Origin of the sequence: Paraburkholderia sp. SIMBA_027 (assembly GCF_046535315.1) — a bacterium.
Taxonomy (GTDB): Bacteria; Pseudomonadota; Gammaproteobacteria; order Burkholderiales; family Burkholderiaceae; genus Paraburkholderia; species Paraburkholderia tropica.
On sequence record NZ_JAWRWY010000015.1, the window covers coordinates 143,007 to 163,251 of the forward strand.

Here is a 20,245-nt window from a genome sequence, read left to right on the forward strand (position 1 = left end):
CGCGTTGCTCCGGCGCGCGTCGCCGCGCGATGAACGTGCGGCGCGCGTTTCGGGTTGCCGGTTGTGATCGGCAGCTTTTACCGAGCTTGTGCAATGAGCTCGTACCGTTTTGTCAGTCCTTGATTTTGGCCACGGCCAGTGAGTCGTCTCATGAGCACCTCGCGCGATGTCAAAGCGCTCTTCGACCGGTTCGGCGGAGACGCGAGCAGTTATCGGGAAATCCGTATGGAAAACGAGGCTCGCGATGCGCGCGGCCGCTGGCCGTTGCTCGGCATGATCGATCCGCGTGAGGTCGATCTGTCGGCGGCGGAAGCGAAGCCCGGCGCACCGCAGGCGCCCGAACTGCGCGTGAAGTTGCCGCGCGCCCAGCGCGACGACACCCAGGCGACGCTGCGCCAGTCGGCGCCGCTGTTCACGCGCTCGCCGCGCCGCGACGTGCCGCCGGTCATCCGCAAGGAAAAGCCCGCTGCGCCCACGAGCAGCGCATTCCGTTTTTCGCCGACGCCCGCCTTGCGCGGTGCACAGGACGAAGCGAAAGGCGAAGCGAAAGGCGATGCGAAAGCCGACCCGAACTCGCAAACTGTATCGGCCGCCGATGCGCAAGCCGATGCCGCGCCGCTCGCTTTCGCGATTCCCGCGACCGGCGACGTGACGCCGTCTGGGTCCGCCGCGAATACGTCTGATGTAAGCGCAACGAACGTAAGCGCAACGAATGCGGCGGCGAATGCGGCAGCGAACGAAGCGTCGACGGAAGCGGTGCGCGCTTTGCCTCCGCTCGCGCCGCGCTTTGCGCAACCGGCGTCGGCGCTGGGCGCAGCGGGCGCGCCGGCTTTCGCGTCGATGCAAAAGCCCGCGCCGGTGCAAGCCGCAGCGCCAATGCTCAACCCGTCGCCCGCCATGCCCGCCATTCAAGCCGATGCCGCGCGCGTCTCAGGCACGCCGCGTGCTCTCGCCGCGCGGGGTGCGATCGATGCGATCGATGCGACCACCGCCGTCGACGCCACGCCGCTGAAGAAACTCTTCGGCCGCGTGGGTGCGGGCGAGGGTGGCGCGCGTCCGCACGCACCGGCGCCCGCCGCCGCGCCCGCACGCCTGAACCATCTGTTCGACCGGCTGCGGGGCGGCAACGTCGGCAATATCGGTAAAAACAGCAACACCGGCAACCGTGATGGCAGCAGTGAAGCCGCGCCGCGCCGTCCGTGGTTTCTCAAGGGAGTGAGCGGGCCATGAAAGTGGTGAGTGTGGTGTCGGCGAAAGGCGGCGTCGGCAAGACGACCGTCGCGGCGAATCTCGCCTCGGTGCTCGCGGCGCAGGGCCGCCATGTGGTGGCGGTGGATCTCGACCCGCAGAACTCGCTGCGCCTGTATTTCGGCGTGCCGCTCGACAGCGTCGACGGCCTGTCGCGCGCGGCGCTCACGGGCGCGCCCTGGCAGAGCGCGATGGTCGACGGCAGCGACGGCGTGGTGGTGCTCGCGTTCGGCGCGCTGATCGAAGAAGAACAGCATCTGTTCGAGCGCCATCTCGACGAAAACCCGCAATGGCTGCTGCGCGGTCTGGAGTCGCTGCGCCTCGACGAACCGGACATCGTCGTGATCGACACGCCGCCGGGCTCGTCCGCGTACACGCGCGCCGCGCTCACCGCCGCGCATTTCGCGGTCAACGTCGTGCTCGCGGACGCCGCGTCGTACGCCGCGATCCCGCAGATGCAACGCATGATCGACGCCTACGCCGCGCCGCGCCCCGAGTTTCGCGGCGAGGGCTACGTGGTGAATCAGGTCGATCAGTCGCGCCAGCTCAACAAGGACGTGTTGCGCGTGCTGCGCGACATGCTCGGCGACCACATGTTTCCGGGCGTCGTGCACGACGACGAAGGCGTGAGCGAATCGCTCGCCTGCAACACCACGGTCGTGCGCTACGACCCGCTGTGCCAGGCCGCCGCCGACATGCGCGCGTTCGGCGCATGGCTGTTGAACGCGCTGGAGTCGGATCGCGCGCCGTCGCGCAGGAGCGTGGCATGAGCACGATCGAGTCGGGTCCCGACGCGGGCGCGCAGGAAGACGGCGGCAAGGGCACGTCGCGCCTCGAACGTTTCGCCGACGCGCGCTTCTGGGGCAGCCTGCCGGTGATGGCGCTCCTCACGGTGTTCTCGCTGTGCGCGCTGTTTTTCGTCTTCACGGTGCCGCTGCCTGACCGCGAGCAACTGATCTTCGCGATCTGCTGCTTCGTCTGCGCGCTGTTCTTCCGGCGTTTCGCGGGTCATTACGCCACGCTCGTGATGATCATGCTCTCCGTGATCGCCTCGGGCCGCTACATGTACTGGCGTCTCACGGAAACCACGTACTGGACGCGTCCGCTCGACGCCGTCTGGGGCCTGCTGCTGGTATCCGCCGAAGTCTACGCCGCGCTCGTGCTGATGCTCGGCTACTTCCAGACTGCCTGGCCGCTCAAGCGCAAGCCGGTGCCGCTGCCCGCCTCGCGCGCCGACTGGCCGACCGTCGACATCTTCATTCCGACCTACAACGAACCGCTCTCGGTCGTGAAGCCCACGATCTACGCGGCGCTCGCGCTCGACTATCCGTCCGACAAGCTTTCGATCCACGTGCTCGACGACGGCCGCCGTCCCGACTTCAAGGCCTTCTGCGAAGAAGTGGGCGTGAACTGGACGATCCGCGCGCACAACCGCCACGCCAAGGCGGGCAACATCAACGAAGCGCTCAAGATCACCGACGGCGAATACTTCGCGATCTTCGACTGCGACCACATTCCCACGCGCTCGTTTCTGCAGGTCTGCCTCGGCTGGTTTCTGCGCGACAAGAAGCTGTCGATGCTGCAAACGCCGCACCACTTCTTTTCCGCCGATCCGTTCGAACGCAATCTCGGCACGTTCCGCAAGGTGCCGAACGAAGGCGAGCTGTTCTACGGCCTCGTGCAGGACGGCAACGATCTCTGGAACGCCACGTTCTTCTGCGGCTCGTGCGCGCTGCTGCGCCGCTCGATGGTCGAAGAGATCGGCGGCATTGCCGTGGAAACCGTGACCGAGGACGCGCATACCGCGCTCAAGCTGCATCGGCTCGGCTACACCACGGCGTATCTGGCGATTCCGCAGGCCGCCGGTCTCGCGACCGAAAGCCTCTCGGGCCACATCGGCCAGCGCATTCGCTGGGCGCGCGGCATGACGCAGATTTTCCGCGTCGACAATCCGCTGATGGGCAAGGGCCTCTCGTTCGGCCAGCGCCTGTGCTATCTGAACGCGATGATGCACTTCTTCTACGGCATCCCGCGTCTCGTGTTCCTCACCGCGCCGCTCTCGTTCCTGTTCTTCGGCGCGCACGTGATCCAGGCGTCGGCGGCGACCATCGCGCTGTTCGCGCTGCCGCACATGTTCCATGCGAACGTCACGAACTCGCGCATGCAGAGCCAGTTCCGCCATTCGTTCTGGGCGGAGGTCTACGAGTCGGTGCTCGCGTCGTACATCACCGCGCCCACGCTGCTCGCGCTGATCAACCCGAAGCTCGGCAAGTTCAACGTGACGGCGAAGGGCGGCAAGATCGCCGAGAACTATTTCGACTGGGCGATCTCGCGCCCGTACCTGATTCTGCTGATGCTGAACCTGATCGGCTTCCTGGTCGGGCTCTGGCATATCCACGCGTACTGGCACGTGAAGAGCGTGGTCAACACGACGCTGCTGAACCTCGCGTGGACGGCCTACAACATGCTGATTCTCGGCGCGAGCGTGGCCGCCGCCAACGAGCACAAGCAGGTGCGCGCGGTGCACCGCGTGGCCATGAAGATGCCGGTGATGCTGCGTTTCGGCACGGGCCGCACGCTCGCGTGCGAGACGCTCGATTACTCCGAGGGCGGCGTGGGCGTGGCGCTGCCGCAGAACATTGCGATTCCGCTGCATGAAACGGTGACGGTGTCGCTGTTTCGCGGCGACGAGGAATACGCGTTTCGCGCGACCGTGAGTTTTTCGGCGCCGGGGCGCGCCGGCCTGCAGTTCCTCGAAATGACGAAGGCGCAGGAATTCGATTTCGTGAAGACGACCTTTTCGCGCGCCGATGCGTGGACCGGCTGGGCCGAGGGCCGTCAGGCCGACGCCCCGCTGCGCGCGCTCTCGAACGTGCTCGGAGCGGGCCTCGGCGGTATCGGCGGCCTCTTCCAGCATCTATACGCGGACTTGCGCGCCTGGGGAAAGCGCGGCGGCAAGCGGACCGGACAACAAGACAGCTAAGACACATGAAGAAAGGGAGCGGTTTGTCACGCCCGCACGCGCGTTCGGGCGAGCAGGGGAGCGCGCGTCTCGCGGCGCCTCGCATCGATGCACAGCGCGCGCAGGACTTCGACGCGATGTCGGCAACCGGCGCGCAGCGTTTGCCGCGCCTCGCGCGCGCGCTCGTCTGCGGTCTCGTCGTGCAGCTGTGCGCCGCGCCGTTCATGACGTTCGCGCCGATGGCGATGGCGGCATCGGCCAATACCGCGGCGAATGCCACGAACGCAGCGAACGCCACGAACGCCGCCGCGAAATCCTCCACGCCGAGCGACGCACCGCCGCCGCTGCCGGGCGCGAACCACAGCGCCGCCGACGGCGCGACCTCGGTCGGTTCCGCGCCGCCGCCCGGTCCCGCGCAGACTTTCGATCCGCAAGCGGGCGCGCAGCCCGCGTTCGCCTTGCCGTCGCCGCCGCTGCCGCCCGAGCAGCAGAAGCTGCTGGGCATGCGTCCGCCGACGACCGCGAATCCCGGCACGCTGGTGCCCGGCGGCCGTCGCCAGACGCTCACGTTCGCCGACCTCGGCGCGCTCGATCCGCTGCAACTGCGCGGCACCGACGGCCAGAACGGCGTGCCGTTCTCGGTGCGTAACGACGAAGTCGTGACCGGCGCCACGCTGCATCTGATCTACAGCTATTCGCCCGCGTTGCTGCCCGAGCTTTCGCAGCTCAAGGTGCTGATCAACGGCGAAGTGGCCGCGACGCTGCCGGTGCCGCAATCGCAGGGCGGCACCACCGTCGCGCGCGACGTGCCGCTCGATCCGCGCTTCATCACCGAGTTCAATCACCTGAACGTGCAGCTGATCGGCCATTACACGCGCAGCTGCGAAGATCCCGCGAATTCCGCGCTCTGGGCCACGGTCAGCAACGCGAGTTCGCTCGATCTGACCTACGCCTCGCTGCCGACGAAGCCCGATCTGGGCGCGCTGCCGCAGCCGTTCTTCGACCGCCGCGACGTGCGCCGGCTCGAATTGCCGATGGTGTTCGCGGCGAAGCCCGACGCGGCCACGCTCGAAGCCGCGGGCACGCTGGCTTCGTGGTTCGGCTCGCTGGCGGGTTATCGCGGCGCGGTCTTCCCGGCGCAAGTGGGCAACGCGCCGCTCTCGGGCAACGCGGTGGTGTTCGCGCTCGCCGACTCGCATCTCGACGGCGTGACGCTGCCCGCCATCAGCGGCCCGACCATCGCGGTGGCCGAACGCGCCGCGCCCGCGCGCGGCGAACTGCTGCTCGTGCTCGGCCGCAACGGCGAGGAACTGAAGACCGCGGCCAGCGCGCTCGCGCTCGGCCAGAACACGCTCTCCGGCACCAGCGTGACGATCGGCCAACTGGTGACGCTCAAGCCGCGCACGCCGTACGACGCGCCGAACTGGCTGCCGTCGAATCGTCCGGTGCGCTTCGGCGAACTGGCCGACGAGCGCGCGCTGTCCGTGACCGGCTACGACGCCGGTGCGATCGCGATCAATCTGCACGTGCCGCCCGACATGTTCATGTGGAACACGAAGGGCGCGCCGCTCGACCTGCGTTATCGCTACACGGTGCGTCCGCGTCCGGACCGCTCGTCGCTGAACATCAGCGTCAACAACAGCTTCGTGCAGGCGCTGGAAATTCCGGCCGTCGATCCGTCGCGCTTCAGCCTCGGCCATTTCCTCGGCCGCTTCGGCGCGCAGGCTTACACCACGGGCGTGACGCGCCGCATCGTCTACGTGCCGCCGCTGCTGCTCACGCCGCGCTCGCAACTGCGCCTGCATTACTTCTACGACATCCCGAACACGGGCGAATGCTCGGGCCGCCTGATGCCGAACGTGGAAGGCTCGATCGATCCCGATTCGACCATCGACCTGTCGTCATTCCCGCACTACATGGCGCTGCCCGATCTGGCCGCGTTCGCGAACAGCGGCTTCCCGTTCACGCGCATGGCCGACCTCTCGCAGACGGCCGCGATCCTGCCCGACGATCCCACCTCGGGCGACTACAGCCTGTTCCTGCTGGCGATGGGCCGCATGGGCGAGTCGACGGGTTATCCGGTCACGGGCGTGACGGTGGCCGGTCCCGGCGACATCGACCGTCTCGCCGATAAAGACCTGCTGCTGCTCGGCGGCCCCGGCCGTCAGCCGCTGCTGCAACGCTGGGCGAAGTCGATGCCGTTTTCGAGCGATGGCGACACCAGCACCTTCACGCTCTCGGACATCGGCTTCAAGGTCGAGGACTGGTGGCACGGCTCGCACGGTGCGGAACGCACGCCCGCGCGCGCCGACCTCTCGCTCGTGAGCAACGGCGGCAGCGCGCTGATCGCGGGTTTCGAATCGCCGCTCAAGTCGGGCCGCAGCGTGGTCGCGTTGATCAGCTCGCCGGGCGAGTCGGAAGCCGACATGACCTCGGCGCTGCTCGACGCCGACGTGCTGCCGCAGCTTCAGGGCGCGATGGCCGTCGTGCACGGCCGCTCGGTCACGGTGACGTCGAACGGCGACACCTACTACGTCGGCAAGCTCTCGCCGCTCGAATACGCGCGCTGGGTGCTGTCGTCGCATCCGCTGTTGCTGCTGCTCGCGGGCGTGCTCGCGGCGATCGTGATCGCGGCGCTGTTCTATCGCGTGCTGCGCGGCATCGCCGCGCGCCGCCTCAAGGACTGACATGATGCCGACCCAACCGAGCCCACGAGGCACCGCGCGCCGCGCGCGTTCGCCGCTGGCGGCGTCGGCGCTGGCCGTCGCGCTGCTGTTGTGCGCCACGGCGGCGGGCGCGGCCCGCGCGCAGTCTGCCCCGGCGCCGGCGTGCGGCGACTGGCCGGCGTATCGCGCCTTCATGACGCGCACGGTGCAAGCCGACGGACGCGTGCTCGACGCCACCACGCCGGTCCAGCAGACCACCTCGGAAGGCCAGTCCTACGGCATGTTCTTCGCGCTCGTCGCCAACGACCGCGCGGGCTTCGACCGCATGCTCGGCTGGTTGCGCGCCAATCTCGCGGGCGGCCAGTTCGACGCCGACAACGTGCGTCTGCCCGCGTGGCAGTGGGGCCATAAACCGGACGGCAGCTGGGGCGTGATCGATCCGAATCCGGCTTCCGATTCCGACGTGTGGATCGCCTACGACCTGCTCGAAGCGGGACGCCTGTGGCGCGCGCCCGAATACACGGCGCTCGGCACCGCGCTCGCGGCGCAGATCGCCAAACGCGAAGTGAGCGATTTCGCGGGCCTCGGCCCGATGCTGCTGCCGGGGCCGCAAGGTTTCGTCAACGGCGACGTCACGCGCCTGAATCCGAGCTATTCGCCGCTGCCCGTGCTGCGCGGTCTCGCGAGCGCGCTCAAGGGCGGCCCGTGGAGCGCGCTCGCGCAGAACGGCTACAAGCTCGTTTCCGGCACCGCGCCGCGCGGCTTCGCGCCCGACTGGGCGGCGTGGCACGCGGGGCAGTTCGTCGTCGATCCGAAAACGGGCGACGTCGGCAGCTACGACGCCATCCGCGTCTATCTCTGGGCCGGTCTCGCGAATGCCGCCGACCCGCTCGCGAAGCCCTGGCTGAACGCCGTGCGCGGCATGGCCGATCGCGTCGCGCAAACCGGCGTGCCGCCCGAGAAGGTGGCGGCCGCAACGGGCGCCGGCAGCGGCGAAGGGCCGCTCAGCTACTGGGGCGCGCTCGCGCCGTATTTCGCGGCGCTCGGCGACACGAAAAGCCTCGCGCTCGCCCGCTCGCGTCTTGCCGCGCTCGACGGCGCGACGCCGGGCCGCGAACCGGTGTACTACGACCGCGTGCTCGGCCTGTTCGGCGCGGGCGCGGTGGAAGGCCGCTATCGCTTCGACGCGAACGGGCGGCTCGTGCCCGCGTGGGAGGGCGCATGCCGATGACCCCGCGCTCGATCCGCTCACGCGGCGCGTTGCTGAAGACAAGTAAAACGACAGAACCGATGCAGAAGAAGCCCACCCCGCGCAAGCCGTTCGGCGCTTTGGCGCTCACGCTCGCGCTGGCGGGCGTGGTTGCGTTCTCGCACGCGCCGCTCGCGCACGCCGCCGACGACGCGCTCAAGGCGCTCATCGATCAGGGCAAGTACTGGCAGGCGCATGGCCGCGGCGACCTCGCGGAGCAGGCGTGGGAAAAGGTGCTGCGCCTCGACGCGAAACAGCCCGATGCGCTGCTCGGCATGGGCATGGTGATGGCCGACCGCAAGGACGGCGGCCGCGCCGAGTCCTATCTCGAACAACTGCGCCAGGTCGCGCCGAACTATCCCGGCATCGACGATCTGGGCCGCCGCCTTGGGCAATCGAGCCCGCGCGACCAGACCGTGAACGACGCGCGGCGTCTCGCGCAGATGGGCAAGAGCGCGTCGGCGGTCGAGCAGTATCAGAAGGCGCTCAACGGCGTGCCCGCCACGCCGCAACTGCGGCTCGAGTATTACCAGGCGCTCGCGGCCACGCCCAACGGCTGGGACGAGGCGCGCAAGGGCCTCGACCAGCTCGCGCGCGACAATCCCGACGATCCGCGCTATGCGCTCGCCTACGCGCAGCACCTCACGTATCGCGACACCACGCGCCGCGACGGCATCGCGCGTCTGCAGGTGCTCGCCAACGACAGCAAGGTCGGGCCGCAGGCGCGTCAGAGCTGGCGTCAGGCGCTGTTGTGGCTCGCGGCGCGGCCCTCGGATCAGCCGAGTTTCGACGCCTATCTGAAGCTCTCGCCCGACGATCCCGCCGTGAAGGCGCGCTACGAAAGCATGGTCGTGCAGGATCAGGCCACGCGCGAGCGCGCCGCTCAGGATCAGGCGAACGATGCGCGCGGCCGCGCGGTCGCCGACGGTTTCGCCGCGCTCGACCGCAACGATCTGGCGACGGCGCGCGCACGTTTTTCGGCGATTCTCGCGAACTCGCCCAACGACGCCGACGCGCTCGGCGGCATGGGCGTGGTCGAACTGAAGCAGGAACACTTTCCCGAGGCGCGCAACTACCTCGAACGCGCGTCGCGCGCGGGCAATCCGGCGCGCTGGCGCGAGGCGCTCGCAAGCGCCTCGTACTGGACCTACACCAGCGAGGCGCTGGGCGCGCAGAGCAACGGCGAAGTTGCGAAAGCGAAGTCGCTGTTCGAGCGCGCGATCGCGCTCAATCCTTCGGATGTGACGGCCCAGGTGATGCTCGGCGAGCTGCTGCTGGCCAATCACGATCCGCAGGGCGCGGAGCAGGCGTATCGCATGGCGCTGCGCCGTCAGGCCGACAACCCCGACGCGATTCGCGGGCTCGTCGGCGCGCTCGCGGCGCAAGGGCGCGGCGACGAAGCGCTGCAGTTCGCGAACCAGCTCACGACCGAACAGCAGAGCAAGGCGGGCGGTCTCGACCGTCTGCGCGGCACGGCCGAAGCGGCCCAGGCGCGCGCCGCCGAAGCGCAGGGCGATCTGGGCCGCGCGCGCAGCCTGTTCGAAAGCGCGCTCGTCAGCAATCCTGACGATCCGTGGCTGCGTCTCGACCTCGCGCGCATCTACGTGCGCCAGGGCGCGGTGGGCACCGCGCGCAGCATGATGGACGGCTTGATCGCCGCGCATCCCGACATGGTCGACGCGCTCTATGCGAGCGCGCTGCTCGCCGAGCAGACGCGCGACTACGGCAACGGCCTGCAGATGCTCGACCGCATTCCCGCCGACAAGCGCACGACGGCGATGGCCGAGTTGCAGCATCGGCTGTGGCTCGGTCAGCAAGTCGATCTCGCGACGCAGATGGCGAAGCGCGGGCAGCGTCAGCAGGCGCTCGCGCTGCTGAGCGGCGCGGAACCGGTCGCGCAGGCGAATCCGGCGCTGATCGGCGAACTGGCGGGCGGTTACGTCGCCGCGGGCGCGCCCGACCGCGCGCTGTGGCTCGTGCAAGGCGCGATGTCGGCGGCGCCCGGCGATGCGGGCCTGCAACTGCAGTACGCGGGCATTCTGCTCGCGAGCCATCAGGACGAGATGCTCGGCCAGGTCATGCAGCGCCTGCAGACGATGCAGCTCACGCCCGACCAGCGCACCGACTTCGACAACCTCAATCTCGCGATCGTGGTGCGCCGCGCGGACGCCGTGCGCACGAGCGGCGATCTCGCCGGTGCGTATTCGGTGATCGCGCCGTGGCTCGCGGCGATGCCCGACAACCCCGACTTGCAGGCGTCGCTCGCGCGGCTCTATTCGTCGGCGGGCGATCCGGCCAACGCGCTCAAGTGCTATCGCATCGCGCTGGCGCGCCGCCCCGACGATCACGGCCTGCAACTGGCGGCGCTCTACGCGGCGGCGGGCGCGAAGTCCTGGCACTACGCCGGGCAACTCGCCGATACGGCCTTGCGCAGCGCGCCCGACGATCCCGAAACGCTGGCCGCCGTGGGCCGCATGTATCGCGCGCAGGGCAAGCTCACGCTCGCCGCGCAGTATCTCAAGCAGTCGCTCGTCGCGAGCACGACGCCTGTCGGCGCGCGGCCGGCCGCGACCGGACGCGCCGCCAACGTGCCGCGCGGCTGGGAAGCGCTCAGCCGTCCGCTGGGCGCGAATCCGCTGCCGGGCACCAATCCCTTCGAGGGCAAGACGGCGGTCGATGCCGCCAGCGACGCGAACACGGCGGGCGCGACGAGCGGCGCGAGCGCTTTTGCGACGCCCGCGCCGAGTTCGCCGTCGTGGTCCAAACTTTCGTCTCCTGTACCGACCGTGCCTATTTCCCTGCCTCCGGCGCAGCCCGCGCCGTATGTTGCACCTTATGTGGCGCCGCCCGCCGGCTCCACCTCGGGCTACCAGGCGCCCGCCGGATCGACGGACGGCTATGGGCCGGATACGTCCGGCTCCAGCGCGTCGGGCGGCCCCGCGACGGCGCAGCCGTTGCAGCCGTATGCGCAATACGCGCCGGGCGGGTATCCGCAGGGTGGCTATCCGCAGCAGCAGGCGTATCCGCAGGGCGGCTATCCGCAGCAGCAGGCGTATCCGCAGGGTTATCCGCAGCAGCCGTATGCCGCGACGCCCTGGCCGATGTCGCCCGCCGCTCAGGCCGCGCAAGGCGGTTATGCGCAGCCCGCTGTGCCGTCGTCGCGTACGTCGAAGCGCACGTCGAAGAACAAGCAGGCGAATAACCGCGCCGCGTACGCCCAGCAGCAGGGCTACGCGCAGCCGTATCCGCAGGGTGGGTATCCGCAGCAGGGTTACGCGCAGGGTGGGTATCCGCAGCAGCCGTATCCGCAACAGGGTTACGCGCCGCAGCCGTACGCGCAGGGCGGCTACCCGCAGCAAGGCTACCCGCAGCAAGGCGGCTACATGCCGCAACCGCCGTACGCGCAGCAGCAATACGCCGCGCCGGCCTACATTCCGCAGCCGCCCGCGGGCTACGCGCAGCCGTATGCGCCGCCTGCCGCCGCTGCCGCGAATGCCACGCCCACGCCGCAACAGATCGCGAATTCGCAGACGCTTGGTGTCGCCGACGAACTCGCGCAGATCAACCGCGAGCAGTCGAGCACGATCTCGGGCGGCGTGATCTTCCGCAACCGCACGGGCGAGGACGGCCTCTCGAATCTCACCGATATCGAAGCGCCGATCGAAGGCCGCATCAAGGCGGGCAATGGGCATATCGTCGTGACGGCGACGCCCGTGACGCTCGACGCCGGCACGGCCGCCACCGACCTGCCGACGCTCGCGCGCTTCGGCTCGGGCCTCAGCGGCAGCAAGGCCGGCAGCACCGGCTTCGGCTCGCAGACGGCGAGCGGCGTGGGTCTCTCGATCGGCTATGAAACGAAGTCGGTGAAGGCCGACATCGGCGCGACGCCGGTCGGTTTCCGCTATCAGAACGTGACGGCGGGTGCGGAATACGACGGCGGCATCACCGACAAGGTCTCGTACTCGCTCGCCATCACGCGCCGCGCGGTCACCGACAGTCTCTTGTCCTACGCGGGCGCGCGCGACGCGGGCGCGAACCTCGAATGGGGCGGCGTGATGAAATCGGGCGGCCGCGCCGCGCTGTCGTGGGACGACGGCACGAACGGCCTCTACGTGAACGGCGAGGCCATGTTCTACAACGGCCACCATGTGGAAGACAACGTCGGCGGCAAGGCGGGCGGCGGTTTCTACACGCGCGTCTACAAGGACGCCGACCAGACCTTCACGGTGGGCGTGAACACCACGTGGATGATGTTCGACAAGAACCAGTCGTACTACACCTACGGTCAGGGCGGCTACTTCAGTCCGCAGCAGTACGTGATCCTGAACCTGCCGGTCGAATACGCGGGCCGCAACGGGCCGTTCTCGTTCGATCTGAAGGGCTCGATCGGCGTGCAGCATTATCGCGAGGATGCGGTGCCGTACTTCCCGCTCGATGCCAATCTGCAAGGCGCGGCCAGTAGCAACATGAACAGCGTGAGCTCCGCCGCCGCCACGCTCGACCCGAACGCGACCTATCCGGGGCAGAGCAAGACCGGCTTCGCGTACTCGGTCTACGCGAGCGGCGAGTATCAGCTCGGGCCGCAGCTCGCGGTCGGCGCGATGGCTTCGCTCGGCAACGCGTATCAGTATCGCGAGTGGCTCGCCGCCGTGTATCTGCGCTACAGCTTCTCGCCGCAGTCGGGCTCGCAACCGTTCCCGCCGCGCGCGTTCTCGTCGCCGTTCCTCGCGACATCGGACTGACGCGGACGGTTCGTCGGCTCCAGAATAACGGCCCGATGCGCATCACGCATCGGGCCGTTTTATTTCAGCGCGCGTTCAAGCCGCTTCAAGCCGCCTCGGGCCACGGCAAACCCGGCGTGGCCCAGTCGAGTTCGACGGCGAGCAGCACCTGCATGTCGTTCACACGCAGCGCGATCGACACGATGATGCACAGATTGCTCGTGATCGGCGACAGCATCGGCCCCGAGTAGACGGCGCTGCCGCGCTGGCGCACGGCCTTCCAGAAGAACGCGCGATGGTCCCAGCGTCCGCTCACGACCGCGCTCGTGCGCTTGTCGCCATAGAGATGATTGACGGGCGGCGCATCGGCGGCACCGCGCGCTTCGAACAGCGTCGCGCGGCCGGTCGGACCGAGCGCGAACACACGCAGACACAGCGGACGCGCGAGCAGCGCGGCCAGCGAAACCGGATACGGCACGCCCGATTCGACCTGCCTGCCCGCGTCGGTGAGCGCGTCGAGATACGGGCGGATCGTCGAATCGAACTGGCCCATGCGCGTCGAGCGCGCGAGCGCGACTACGTCGAACGCATGATCGATACGCGTGGGCGCCGCGCCGCCGGGCGCGAGCGACGCGCTCGGCCGTCCGAGCAGATAACCCTGCGCGATATCCACCTTGGCTTCCACGGCGAGCACCAGTTCTTCGGTGGTTTCCACGCCTTCGACCACGACGACGATGTCCGCCTGATGCAGCAGCGTGACGAGGTCGCGCAGCAGCGGACGGCCCGAGCGCCGGTTGCGCGCGCGGATCAATTCGCCGTCGAGCTTCACAAGATCGGGCTGGATGCGCAGCAAGCGGTCGAGGTTCGAATAGCGCGCGCCGAAGTCGTCGACGGCGATCAGGAAACCGCAATCGCGATAGCGGTTCGCGGCGAGCGAGAGTTCGTTCGGATCGGCGTCGTCGGTTTCGAGCAGTTCGAGCACGATGTCGCCGGTGTCGAGGCCCGCGTCGTGCACGAGGCTCGCGAGTTCCAGTTCGTAGCCGGGCCGCACGAAGGTGGAGGGCAGCACGTTCAGGAACAGGCGCGCGCCCTCGGGCAACTGCGCGCCGACGCTGCGCAGATGGCATTGGTGCGCGAGCACGTCGAGCGCCATCAGCTCGTCGGGCGTGAGGCCGCCGAACAGCACGATGGGCGCGACCAGCTGATGGTCGTCGTCCTCGCCGCGCAGCAGCGCTTCCACGCCGATCAACTGCTCGCGCGGCAGGCTCCAGAGCGGCTGAAAATGCGAGACCAGCGTGACGTTGCGCCAGCGCAGATGCGGCATCGCATGGCTCGCAAGGTCGCGCGCGCGCAGCGGCGCGGGCGCGTCGCTCGCGGTGTTGCGCACCGGCACGCGCAGCACGCCGCGCTCGAACGCGACCTGATTGCGGCCGGCCTGCTTGGCGCGGAACAGCGCTTCGTCGGCGCGTTCGAGCAGCGAGGCGACGGTGTCGCCGTGCGCGAGCCGCGCCACGCCGATGCTCGCGGTCACGAAACCTTCCGGTCGCGGCAGGCGGGCGATCTCGGCACGTAGCGATTCTGCGAAGCGTTCAATCGGGCAGTCGGCCTGTTCCGGCATCAGCGCGACGAACTCCTCGCCGCCGATGCGCGCGATCAGCGTGCCGGCGGGCGCGAGCGCGACGATCGTCTGCGCGACGTTCATGAGCGCCTTGTCGCCCGCGCCGTGGCCGAACTGATCGTTGATCGACTTGAACTGGTCGATGTCGACGAAGAGGAGGGCGACGGGCGGGCTGTCGGCCGTGCGCTGCTCGATGGTCTGCGCCGCCGCGTCGAGAAACGCGCGACGGTTCTGCACGCCCGTGAGCGGGTCGGTGGCCGCGAGCGTCGTCAGTTCTTCTTCGAGCCGGAAGTGACGAAAGCGGAAGTGATAGAAGCCGAAATGAAACACCACGGCGGTGCTCAGCGAGATCGTCACCCAGACGCCGAAGATCGCGAGTTGCTCGGGCGAGAGCGTGAGCACGAACGGCAGCGTCGCGATGTAATAGAGCACGTTGCCGACCACGAAATGACGCGGCGTGAGCCACAGCGGCGCGGCGCACAGCGTGATCGCCACCACGGCGGGCAGCATCCACGCGAGCGGCGCGCCGGTGCCGCGCACGAGCGTATTGGCCGCGCACTGCATGATGACCACATAGGCCACGCCGATGAAACCGAACTCGGCGGTCGTGCGCGTGCGCGGAATCGCGAGCACGAGCAGCACGAGACCGATGGCCGCGAGCACGGTGACCCAGAACGGATAGCGCACATCGACGAGCAGCAGCCGCGCGACGGCGAACAACGCGTAAGTGCCGATCGACAGCGCCATCGTCACGAACGAGAGCGGCCGCTGAAGCTCAAGCGAGCGCAGATGGAAGCGCTTCCGTTCGATGGGTGCAACCGGCGAGGGAAATACGGATGACCACATGGCGCGCGCTCCGGCGACTTGTCAGACGAATGTGGCGCCCAGTATAGCGGGCGCCCGTTAATGGAACGTGAGGGAAAGCTCGCGGGCGGCGTGGCCCGCCGACATCATTGCGGTGCGCGTTCGATCGTGGTGCGGTGGATCACGGCGACGGCGCGGCGGTCGGCGTCGTCGATCGTATCGGTCCAGAGCATGCCATAGTCGGGCGGCCGCGCGGCGGGGCGCGTGTCCAGTGCGGCGAGCGTGCGGCGCACGCCGTCGGCGGATAGCGAGGCGAAGTGGCCGGGCGTCGGCGTGATCGGCGCTGGCGGCGGGATTGGCGTGATTGGCGTGATTGGCGTGATCGGCGCGGCAGGCGCCAATTTGTCAGCCACGTCAGTTTGCGTGGCAATGGCCGATGCCGCAGCGGGCGCGAAAAGCGCGCTCTGCGTATTGATGGCGCATGCCGCCGACGTCCCCGTCGATATCCCCAGCGACAGCAAGCTCCCGATTACCCGTTTTTTTGTTGTGTCCAATGCACACCACCGTCATGCGGAATCCACGCCGCGCGCGCTTTTCTGACCGGCGCTTGCACGGCGAACCGCATGGGATATCGGCATCGCGCGGGAATTCTTTAGACAAATAGGACGATGGCTTGCGCTCGCGAAGCAAACAGGCGAGCGCAACGAGGTGTGTCGGCGCGTACGACTGCGACGCGCTTCAATGCGCCACGCGGCTCAACGCGTGACGGTTGCGCGCCGGCGCGAGCGGCGGCAGCGGCTCGACCTTGCCCACCAGAAAGAGATACGACAGCGCGCCCACGAGGCACAGCACGCCCGCCGCGACGAGCGGCACCACGAACGAGCCCCTGGTGATCGTCAGCATCACGCCGGTGAACGTGGTGATGAAGATGCCCGCGAGATTGCCCGCGAAGTTCTGGATGCCGCCGAGCGAGGCCACATGCGCGGGCGTGGGCGCGACTTCGCCGACGAGCGTCCAGACATTCGCGCCTGCGAACGACAGCGCCGCATACGACAGCGCGAACAGCGCGAGACAGAGCCACACGTCCTGCACGAGCGCCGAAAACGCAATCGCCGACGACGCGATCATGCCGCCCACGAGACAGGTCTTGCGCGCGGCCGTGGCGCTCCAGCCGCGTTTGAACAGCGTGTCGGAGACCCAGCCGCCGAGCCAGCCGCCGGGAATCGCGAGCAGCGCGGGCAGCATGCCGAGCGTCCCCAGCGACGCGAGCGAAAAACCGCGCGATTGCAGCAGATAGCTCGGAAACCAGGTGATGAAGAAGTAGATCGCGAAATTCAGGCAGAACAGGCCGATCATCATGCCCCACACCGTGCGGTAGCGGAACAGATCGACCCAGCGCACGCGCGGCGCGTCCGATGCATCCGGTGCGTTGGGGACGCCGCGTTCGGCCAGCAAGGCGGCGACCTGCGCGGGCGCGATGCCGCGAAAACGCTCCGGGTCGCGATAGATGAACCACCACGCGAGCGCCCAGACCACGCCGAGCGCGCCCGTGACCGCGAATGAACCGCGCCAGCCCACGGCGGAGATCAGCCACGCGACGAACGGCAGCGACAGCGCCGAGCCCACGCGCGAGCCGCTATCGAAGATGCTGCTTGCGAGCCCGCGTTCGCGACGCGGAAACCAGTTGAACGCGACCTTCGCAAACGACGGAATCGCGGCGGCTTCGCCCACGCCCAGCATCAGGCGCATGCCGACGAGCTGCGCGAGCCCGCGTGCGGCGCCCGTCGCCACCGTGAACACCGACCACCAGCCCACCGCGAAGGCGAGCGCGAGCCGCACGCCGACCTTGTCGATGAACCAGCCCGCGGGCAATTGCAGGAACGCGTAGGTCCAGAAAAACGCGCTCAGCACGAGGCCCATGCCGACGGCGTCGAGCCCGAGGTCCGTGCGGATGCTGGGCGCCGCGATCGCGAGATTGGCGCGATCGACGAAGTTGATGACGTTGGCGAGGAAACACATGAGGATCATCGCCCATCGGATTCTTGGCATCGAAGGTCTCCGCTTCGTTGGATCGTGGCTGGCGGCCGCGCCTGCGTGGGCGCGGCGTTGTTGTTCGTGCGGCGTCAGGACGCCTTGTCCATCGCTTCCCAGAGCCCGTTCAGATACACGGCGCCGAGCGCGCGATCGTAGAGGCCGTAGCCGGGTTTGCCGGTTTCGCCCCAGATCATGCGGCCGTGGTCGGGGCGCACGTAGCCCGTGAAGCCGGTGTCGTGATACGCCTTCACGATGGCCGCGATGTCGAGCGAGCCGCAGCTCGACAGATGCGCGGATTCCTCGAAATCGCCCTCGGGCGTGATCTTCACGTTGCGGATGTGCGCGAAGTGAATGCGGCCCATCGCGCCGAACTCGCGCACCAGCGCTTCGACGTTGTTCTGCGGGCCCGCGCCGAGCGAACCGGAGCAGAGCGTGAGGCCGTTGGCCGGGTGATCGACGATCTTCACGATGCGCGCGAGGTCGTCGCGATTCTTCACGATGCGCGGCAGACCGAAGATCGGGCGCGGCGGATCGTCGGGATGGATCGCCATCTTGATGCCGCATTCGGCGGCCACGGGCACGATCGCCTTGAGAAAGTATTCGAGGTGCTCCCACAGCCGCGCTTCGTCGATCTCGCGATAGTCCGCGAGCAGCGCCTGCAATTGCTCCGGGCGATAACTCGCGTCCCAGCCCGGCAGCGAAATGCCCTGGCTCGGATCGATGCGCTCCACTTCCGCGGTGCTGAACGCGAGACAGGTCGAACCGTCTTCGAGCGTCTTCGCCAGTTCGGTGCGGGTCCAGTCGAACACCGGCATGAAGTTGTAGCAGATCACCTGCACGCCGGCCGCAGCCAGATGGCGGATGGTCTGCTGATAGTTGGCGATCAGGCGGTCGCGGCCGGGTTTGCCGAGCTTGATGTCCTCGTGCACGGGCACCGACTCGACCACCTCGAAACGCAGGCCCGCGGCTTCGATCGTCGCCTTGAGCGCGGCGATCTTGTGCGGCGGCCAGACCTCGCCGACCGGCTCGTCGTAAATGGCCGACACGATCTGCGTCACGCCCGGAATCTGGCGGATGTACTGGAGCGGGACCGGATCGGACTCGCCATACCAACGGAACGACATTTTCAAAGCGGACTCCTGCGGGATGCGGCGACGGCGAACGCGTGGTCCGTCTGCCTTGGTTCACCAGAAATATAATTGGTCAACCAATGAGGCGGGATAGTGGTTTACCACTGCGGCGCGCCAGCCGACGCCGCGCCCCGTCGCAGATTCCGGCGCGCGAGCCGATGGCCGTGCAAAGTGGTGTACCATTTCGGCCAGCGTGGCCGCGACGGGCGGCCAGCGGTTTTTCGAGAACACTGGATGACCGACGTCTCCCTCACGCCCGCGTCTCGCGTGGCAGACGCCGAAGCGGCCGACCGGTCCTATGTCGGCCTGGCGAAACAGATCTACGAACTCATTGCCGCGGGCGATTTCGGGCCCGGCGCGCGCCTGCCCTCCGAGCGCACGCTGGCGGAACGCTTCGGCGTGAGCCGCACGCAGGTGCGCGAGGCGATCATCGCGCTGGAAGTGCGCGGCGCGGTGGAAGTGCGCGTGGGCTCGGGCATCTACGTGGCGGAGCAGGTCGCGCCGCTGCCGGCGGCGTTCGAATTGCCGCGCGGACCCGGACCGATCGAGACGCTGCGCGCGCGTGCGCTGATCGAAGCGGAGATCGCGGCGCTGGCCGCCACCGAGCGCAAGGACGCCGATCTCGACCGGCTGTTCGCCGCGTTGCGCGCGATGCGCGAGAACATGGACGACAAGGCCGCGAACGAAGCGGCGGACCGCGATTTCCATCTGGCGATCGCCGAGGCGTCGGGCAATGCCGTGCTTCGGCACATGGTGGCGGCGATGTGGGACAGTTCGCGCGCCGATCCGCTATGGCGCAAGATCGAAGAGCACTTTCACACCACGGCCTTGCGCGCGGCGTCGCAGGAGGAGCATCAGCGCATCTTCACGGCGATCATGACGCGCGATGCCGCCGGCGCGCGCGCGGCGATGCAGGCGCATCTGACGCGGGTGATTGGCGAGTTTACGCAGGCGTGGCGTTAAGGCGGTATCGGGCAGGGAACGCTCAGGCCAGTGCCGGGTCGATTTCCTGGCTCGACAAGCCATACGCCGCCATGCGCGCGCGATGATCGTCGCTGCCGAGATACGCGCGTAACTGCGCGTTTACCGCGGCAAGCAACGGCGTGTTATTGCGGTTGAACGAGAATGGGCCGAGCGGCGCGCGGTATGTGTCCGGGCCGGCGCTTGCGCTTGCGTTGGCGTGGTCCACCGCTTCGAAATTCGCATCGCCAATACGCGAAGCAAGGATGCGATTGCCGAGCGCGGTGCTCGCATAAGCGTCGATACGTCCTTCGCGCAGTGCGGAAATTGCTTCGGACTGTTGATCGAATAAGGTGATCTGCCGATCGCGCACGCCAGCCGCAAGCGCCGAGTCGTGCTGCACCTGTCCCGCGATGATGCCGAGCCGCGCATCGTCGCGTCGCGCGACGGCTGCGTAATTCACGAGCGATTTCGGATTGCCCGCGCGCAGCAAAAACCCGTCGCCGATCGCCCAGACCGGCGTGCTGAACGCCACCGTATGCGCACGTTGCGGCGTGACGAAAAGCGGCACATTCATGTCCCAGTCGCCCGCCTGCACGCCGGGCAATAACGCGCTGAAGGTGGTCGCCCGATACGCGATCTGCGTGATGCCGATCGCCGTGAGCACGCATTCGGCGAGTTCGATATCGGCGCCCGTGGCGTGGCCGCTGGCGACATCGGTCCAACCGAACGGCGGTTCTTCGATATACGCGATCGTGACTTTCATGACGCACTCGCGGGAAGGAGAGCGGACATTCTACGCAGGCGATATTTCAGTGCGGCGGCTTTTGTCGCGAAAGAGCCGGAAGTGGTT

The 20,245-nt window shown here is 68.3% G+C and carries 13 protein-coding genes; 8 read left to right on the forward strand and 5 right to left on the reverse strand.

Translation table 11 applies throughout. The features are described from left to right. Positions 1-150: 150 nt before the first annotated feature. From bcsP to SB764_RS27175, 6 genes are all read left to right on the forward strand, one after another. Entirely contained in the window at positions 151-1,230 is a 1,080-nt protein-coding gene (gene bcsP / locus SB764_RS27150) for a cellulose biosynthesis protein BcsP (protein ID WP_343664406.1), read from the forward strand. Then, complete coding sequence (gene bcsQ / locus SB764_RS27155; RefSeq protein ID WP_110327221.1) at positions 1,227-2,018, forward strand: cellulose biosynthesis protein BcsQ; 792 nt, start codon at positions 1,227-1,229, stop codon at positions 2,016-2,018. Before bcsP ends, bcsQ begins: the two co-directional genes overlap by 4 nt. Continuing rightward, positions 2,015-4,231 (forward strand): UDP-forming cellulose synthase catalytic subunit, encoded by a 2,217-nt coding sequence (gene bcsA, locus SB764_RS27160; protein WP_110327222.1) that lies wholly within the window; start codon positions 2,015-2,017, stop codon positions 4,229-4,231. The genes bcsQ and bcsA overlap by 4 nt, the downstream gene beginning before the upstream one ends. 116 nt (positions 4,232-4,347) lie before the next feature. Further along, on the forward strand, positions 4,348-6,897 hold the full coding sequence (bcsB, locus tag SB764_RS27165) for a cellulose biosynthesis cyclic di-GMP-binding regulatory protein BcsB (RefSeq protein WP_258365478.1): 2,550 nt from the start codon (positions 4,348-4,350) through the stop codon (positions 6,895-6,897). Positions 6,898-6,901: 4 nt separating this feature from the next. Continuing rightward, on the forward strand, positions 6,902-8,107 hold the full coding sequence (gene bcsZ / locus SB764_RS27170; RefSeq protein WP_410865726.1) for a cellulose synthase complex periplasmic endoglucanase BcsZ: 1,206 nt from the start codon (positions 6,902-6,904) through the stop codon (positions 8,105-8,107). A gap of 59 nt (positions 8,108-8,166) precedes the next feature. Continuing rightward, on the forward strand, positions 8,167-12,867 hold the full coding sequence (locus SB764_RS27175) for a cellulose synthase subunit BcsC-related outer membrane protein (protein ID WP_410865652.1): 4,701 nt from the start codon (positions 8,167-8,169) through the stop codon (positions 12,865-12,867). Between the two features lie 85 nt (positions 12,868-12,952). Here the strand turns inward: SB764_RS27175 and SB764_RS27180 are convergent, their stop codons facing one another. Both SB764_RS27180 and SB764_RS27185 read right to left on the reverse strand, forming a co-directional pair. Next, the gene (locus SB764_RS27180; protein ID WP_410865654.1) at positions 12,953-15,310 is read right to left on the reverse strand and encodes a diguanylate cyclase domain-containing protein; all 2,358 of its coding nucleotides are present in this window, start codon (positions 15,308-15,310) and stop codon (positions 12,953-12,955) included. Between the two features lie 104 nt (positions 15,311-15,414). Next, positions 15,415-15,681: a hypothetical protein gene (locus tag SB764_RS27185; RefSeq protein ID WP_183039943.1), complete on the reverse strand. Its 267-nt coding sequence runs from the start codon at positions 15,679-15,681 to the stop codon at positions 15,415-15,417. A 16-nt stretch (positions 15,682-15,697) separates the two neighbouring features. On the opposite strand from SB764_RS27185, the gene SB764_RS27190 reads away from it, so the two are divergent. After that, positions 15,698-15,868, forward strand: coding sequence for a hypothetical protein (locus SB764_RS27190; protein WP_156773776.1), 171 nt, complete (start codon positions 15,698-15,700; stop codon positions 15,866-15,868). Between the two features lie 138 nt (positions 15,869-16,006). Here the strand turns inward: SB764_RS27190 and SB764_RS27195 are convergent, their stop codons facing one another. Continuing rightward, entirely contained in the window at positions 16,007-17,317 is a 1,311-nt protein-coding gene (locus SB764_RS27195) for an MFS transporter (RefSeq protein WP_321891330.1), read from the reverse strand. A 74-nt stretch (positions 17,318-17,391) separates the two neighbouring features. Next, positions 17,392-18,432 carry a mannonate dehydratase gene (gene uxuA / locus SB764_RS27200; protein WP_181440975.1) on the reverse strand — a complete coding sequence of 347 codons (1,041 nt, stop codon included), beginning with the start codon at positions 18,430-18,432 and terminating at the stop codon, positions 17,392-17,394. Between the two features lie 234 nt (positions 18,433-18,666). Between uxuA and SB764_RS27205 the strand changes: the two genes are divergently transcribed. After that, a complete protein-coding gene (locus SB764_RS27205) occupies positions 18,667-19,395 on the forward strand; it encodes a FadR/GntR family transcriptional regulator (protein ID WP_065060883.1) in 729 nt (242 codons plus the stop codon). A gap of 22 nt (positions 19,396-19,417) precedes the next feature. Here SB764_RS27205 and SB764_RS27210 read toward each other — a convergent pair whose 3' ends face one another. After that, on the reverse strand, positions 19,418-20,158 hold the full coding sequence (locus SB764_RS27210) for a transporter substrate-binding domain-containing protein (RefSeq protein ID WP_410865657.1): 741 nt from the start codon (positions 20,156-20,158) through the stop codon (positions 19,418-19,420). Between the last annotated feature and the right edge of the window lie 87 nt (positions 20,159-20,245).